The organism is Achromobacter arsenitoxydans SY8 (genome assembly GCF_000236785.1).
GTDB lineage: Bacteria > Pseudomonadota > Gammaproteobacteria > Burkholderiales > Burkholderiaceae_B > Achromobacter > Achromobacter arsenitoxydans.
In genome coordinates, this window is record NZ_AGUF01000097.1 from 1 (window position 1) to 4,483 (window position 4,483).

The 4,483-nt window shown below is 67.0% G+C and carries 5 protein-coding genes and 1 pseudogene; all 6 read right to left on the reverse strand.

Annotated elements, in window-relative coordinates; all coding sequences use genetic code 11:
• Nucleotides 1-35: 35 nt before the first annotated feature.
• The gene (locus KYC_RS27585; protein ID WP_008168803.1) at nt 36-959 is read right to left on the reverse strand and encodes a RepB family DNA primase; all 924 of its coding nucleotides are present in this window, start codon (nt 957-959) and stop codon (nt 36-38) included.
• Nucleotides 956-1,456 carry an IncQ-type mobilization protein MobB gene (locus KYC_RS27590; protein ID WP_008168805.1) on the reverse strand — a complete coding sequence of 167 codons (501 nt, stop codon included), beginning with the start codon at nt 1,454-1,456 and terminating at the stop codon, nt 956-958. Before KYC_RS27590 ends, KYC_RS27585 begins: the two co-directional genes overlap by 4 nt.
• A gap of 328 nt (nt 1,457-1,784) precedes the next feature.
• Nucleotides 1,785-2,198: pseudogene (locus KYC_RS30175) on the reverse strand (relaxase/mobilization nuclease domain-containing protein); the annotation flags it as partial.
• Entirely contained in the window at nt 2,195-2,581 is a 387-nt protein-coding gene (locus KYC_RS27600) for a plasmid mobilization protein (protein WP_008168810.1), read from the reverse strand. The pseudogene KYC_RS30175 and the gene KYC_RS27600, both read right to left, overlap by 4 nt.
• 145 nt (nt 2,582-2,726) lie before the next feature.
• The gene (locus tag KYC_RS27605; protein WP_008168811.1) at nt 2,727-3,620 is read right to left on the reverse strand and encodes a DNA-binding protein; all 894 of its coding nucleotides are present in this window, start codon (nt 3,618-3,620) and stop codon (nt 2,727-2,729) included.
• Nucleotides 3,621-4,135: 515 nt separating this feature from the next.
• A complete protein-coding gene (locus KYC_RS27610; RefSeq protein ID WP_023277449.1) occupies nt 4,136-4,435 on the reverse strand; it encodes a hypothetical protein in 300 nt (99 codons plus the stop codon).
• Nucleotides 4,436-4,483: the final 48 nt, after the last annotated feature.

A 4,483-nucleotide genomic window follows, 5' to 3' on the forward strand; every position in this document is an offset into this window, starting at 1 on the left:
ACAGCCCCCACGCCCTGCTGGGCTGGGGGAAAGTCTCAACGGATCATGCCGGGGCCGTCCCGGTCGCGGCTGCGCTGTGCTTGCCGCTCTCGCTCCTGCTCCTGCTCCTGCCGGTGGGCCTGCACCTCTGGCGCTGCCCACGCATTGGCCGCCGTGCGCCGGGCGTAGTCCTCGACGTGGCCCGCCTTGCGGCTCTCAACGTGCGGGGAGCATTCCAGGATGCCCTTCTCGATGTCCTGCGCCGTGAAGCGCCCGGATTTCGCCATGTCCGTGGCAATCATCCAGTCCAGCCGGGAGAAGTCGGCTTCCTTGCCGTACCGCTGCATCAGGCGCTGCGCCTGCCGCTGGTACTCCTTCACCGGGTCGTATTGCGAGCCATAGCCGCCCGGCTTGGCCGTTTCCAGCGCCTCTAGGCGCTTTTCCCGCTCTTGCTGGGCCGCTGCCCTGTCTAGGTGCTGCTCGATGCGTTCTAGGTACGATGGCGCGGATCTGGCGGCCTTGCCGGGGCAGTCGTGGGCCAGTACGTAGGGCTGGCGACCGTCACGGGCGTGCTGCGGCTTCTGGTTGGTGAAGCCTGCCAGCCGCCCATAGTGGCGACTGTCGCCGCCGTACTGCTTCGCCAGCCCCTGCGCCGCGATGCGCCGCACGTCTGCGGATAACGGTTTATCCGACAGCTTGACCCACGCCTGATAGTTGCCGGGGCTGGTTTCGATGGTCGCAGCGGGGGCGAATCCTTCCGCCTTCATGCGCTCCAGAGCCTGCGGCTTGAGGTCATCGACCAGCACTAGGCCATGCTCGCCAGCCGGGCGGATATACACGTCGTTGCCTTTGGCGTTCATCCGCTTGAGCCACGCGGCGGACTGCTCCAGCTCGGCGCGGCTCCATTCCCGGTTCATCATCTGGCCGGTCTTAGCCTCCCGGATGCCCACCTCGAAGCGCGGCACGTCCAGCGCCGTCACCTGCCTCTGGATGGCTTCAAGGCTTCGATCACGGCGGGTTTCAGGTACTCCGCCACCGCTTGCGCGTCCAGCATGTTCTGCACCTTGGGCGGGGCCAGCCAAAGCCAAAAGCCGCTCACGAGCGCCGCCGTAACCAACCCCGTTACCACGGCTAGGCCGTAGTGCCTCCACTCCATCCGCTGCCCGGCTTGGTTCAGGCTCTCGGCGGCTTGGCTCGCTGCAGCTACCGCGTCCTTGTAGCCCTTCACCGACTCCGATAGCTGGCGCGTGAACGTCTCGCCCTGCTCCCGGCTCTTGCGGTCGATCTCGGCCAGCGTCTGCCGGGTCTCGTCGGCCAGCGCCGCCATTGCTTGGGCCAGCGGCTCCAGCGTCGCGGCCAAGTCCTCCGCGCTCTGGTGCTTGGCCTGCCTCACTGTCTCGATCTGGCTCGCCAAACGCTCTAGCCGCGTCTCGTTCGATGCTGCGGCGGACTGCCGCAAAGTCTCTGTCTTGCTCATAGCTGATGCCCCTTTTCTGGATGCCTGCGGCGGTGTAGCCCTTCCCTAAGTCGCTGCCCTTCATGGTCACGCCGTCCAGCCGGTACGACAGACCGGACAGCTTCGCGCCGTTGAGCTGGGCCACCGGCACCACCTCCACGCCTGCCGCCTCCAGTCGCTCCTGGTACTCGCTGAAGCTGCGGCAATCCCTGGCGCACGCGTCACAAATCTGCTGGAGCTGCTGCCGGGCGCTGGGCTGGCCGGTGCGGGCGTGCTGCTCGATCTCGCCCTTGGTCGGCGCTTTGCGCTCGGCCTCGATGCTCGGGGCCACCCGTTGCAGGCCGTAATCCCGTTCGATCTCTCGCATGATGGTTTCCTGCCGCTTGTAGTCCTGCCCGTCGCTGACCACCTCGCCGGCGTGGGTGATGCGGTTCGCCAAGATGTGGATGTGCTCGTGCTCGGTGTCGGTGTGCCGGGTGATGACGAACTGGTTGTCCTTGAAGCCCATCCCGCGCAAATAACGCTGCCCGACTTCCCGCCACTGCTCATCCGTAAGCTTTTCGCCGGGGGCGGCGGATAGCGAAACATGCATAACTGCCTTGCCCAAGTTCGGGCGAAGCTTGCGAATCTCGCCAAATTCTGCGGCGAGTTCTCGCGGGTTTTGCCCGGCCATGTTGCTATCAATGACGCGGCCCTTCTCTTTCGTGAGGTCGTATTCCAGCGCCCCACGGAAGCCGCGGCCCTTGACCATCTTGGCAATCATTCGCCGCCACCCGCGCCAATGAGGGCCAGCCGAAGCCGCCCGACTTCACCGGCCAGCCGCTGCAAAAGCGCGTCGGCAACGGTGACGGGGCGGCCTTCGTTCGCCAGCCGGGTTAGCTGGTTGAGGTTGGCCGCGAGTCTCGCCAGTTCGGCGTACTGCTCGCGGTTGATGGGCGGGACTGGTGGCGACGGTAGGCGTCGGGATAGCGCCGCTTCCCGCAGCCACTGTGCCGGGGTCATGCCCATCTGATCGGCCTTGGCCCGGAGTGCGGCGTATTCCTCCGCCGACACCCGGACGCCAATGGTCGAGGCGCGCACGGCGGAGGGGTCGCCCTTGGGGCGGCCTCCTCTGCCTTTGCGCGGTGGGGTTGTTTCTGCCGTCATGAACGAGCCTCCAACGAGTGAATGCGGCGGGCGGTGCCGACCGAAGGGAGCGCCGCCGGGGTGCAGGGGCGCAGCCCATGCCAAGCCGTTTGAGCGAAGCGAAAACATGGCTTGCTTCTAACCAACTACGCCACCGATAACCACATCATACGCCAGTCGATGCGGGGGGAAAAACGGCGGGGACAGGATCTGCCTTCCGCAGCGCCTCAAGCTGCCCGGCAAGTCGTGCGGCCTGCTCGCGGGCCTCTGCTGCCACCTTGCGAGCCTCGTCACGCTCGGCCTGCGCCTGCCGGGTTTCCTGCGCTGCTGCGGCGCGGGCGGTGTCGTGGGCCTGTGCAGCCTTGGCGGCCTGCTGCTCGATCTGCTCGGCGCGGGCCTCTGCGCGGCTCACACGGTCGGCGCACGCCTCCAGCTTGGCGGCCAGCACGGCGGCCTGTTGTTCGGCGGCGGTGCGGCCCTGCTGTGCCTCGGCCAATGCGGCGCGTAGGCGCACAAGCTCGGCGGCCTGCTCGCTCACGCGCTCGGCCTGCGCCTCGATCTTGTGCCGGGCGGTTGCCACCTCCAGCCGCGCAGACTCTGCCGCCTGCTGCTCGCGCTCGATGCGCTGCTGCGCCTCGGCCAAGTCGGCGGCCTGCTGGGCGGCTTTGCCTGCCAGCGTGTCGCGCTCAGTGGTCAGCACGGCCACCTGCTCGGCCAGCTCGTCGCGTTCGTCTTCCAGCACCTCGCCAGCGGCGGCCAGTTCGGCGGCCTCCGCCTGCGCCTGCACCAGACGGCCCTCGATCTCGCCGCGTGCCCGCGATGCGGCCCGCTCGATCTCGGCGGCAATGGCAGCGGTCAGCGCCTGCGGCAGTTCCGGCGCAGCGGCGGCGGCCACCGGGCGAGCCTCACGCCACGCGGCCAGATGCTTGTGGATGGTGTTCGGGCTGCCGGTGTCGCCCAACCGCTCCCGCACCGCCCGGATGGTCGGCTGCTGACCCTCGCCTGCCAGCGCATCAGCGACGGCGGCGACCTGCTCAAAAGTGATGCCCTGACGTGCCATGATCGTTGCTCCTTTCGTACCGTATCGGTGTAAATCGTATCAATACAGATATGATACGCAATACAGATACGATACGCAAGCGGTTTTCGTAACGTACCGCTGCCCGGTCGGCTGCTCGTTTTTGGTGAAACACCGTGCTGACGCCTCGCCTTCGGCTCGTTGTCGGCCAGCCGTCGAACGAAAAGCGGAGCTTTCCGCCCGCCGCCCGGCTCCGGCCAGAAACGGGCCTACAGCGCGTTTTGAGAAGGTAAGAAAGGGGGCAGGCAGGGCCACGTCGAGAAAACGCCGCCACGGGCCGCCTACTAGTGGAGAGGGGGTCAAGCGAACCGTGGAATAAAGGGGGTAGCCCGTAGGGGGGCACCGTTGATGCCGCGAAAGTCGCTTGATGCCCTCGGAGCGCCCCAGCCTGAGCGAGTGGGGGCAGGACGAAGGGCGAAGACCGCCACCCTGCCCCCCGAGCCTCACGGCGGCGAGTGGCCCCCGGCAGGGCCGCCGGAGGCATCTTGCAAACACGATCAAGGCGACAGCCGTTTGACCGCATCCACAAATGACAATCTGAACAGGTGCATGGCCAGGTCGATGGCACCGCCGCCCTGCTCTTTCCGCGTGTCGTACCACTTCGGCCCGGTCGCCAGTAGCTCAACACCGCCGCCACCAATGGACACATTCAGCCGCACCGTAGCCTTGTCCTTCACCGGCACAAAGCCAGGATCACGTTTCCAGTACAGGCCCAGCCGGTCTAGCGTTTCCTGCACCGTCATTGCCCGCAACGAATCCAGCAGCGCGGGCGGAAAGGATCGACGGGCGCGACTCATGACAGCCACCCGAGGAACTGGACGAGGGGGCCGCGCCGTTCAGGCGCT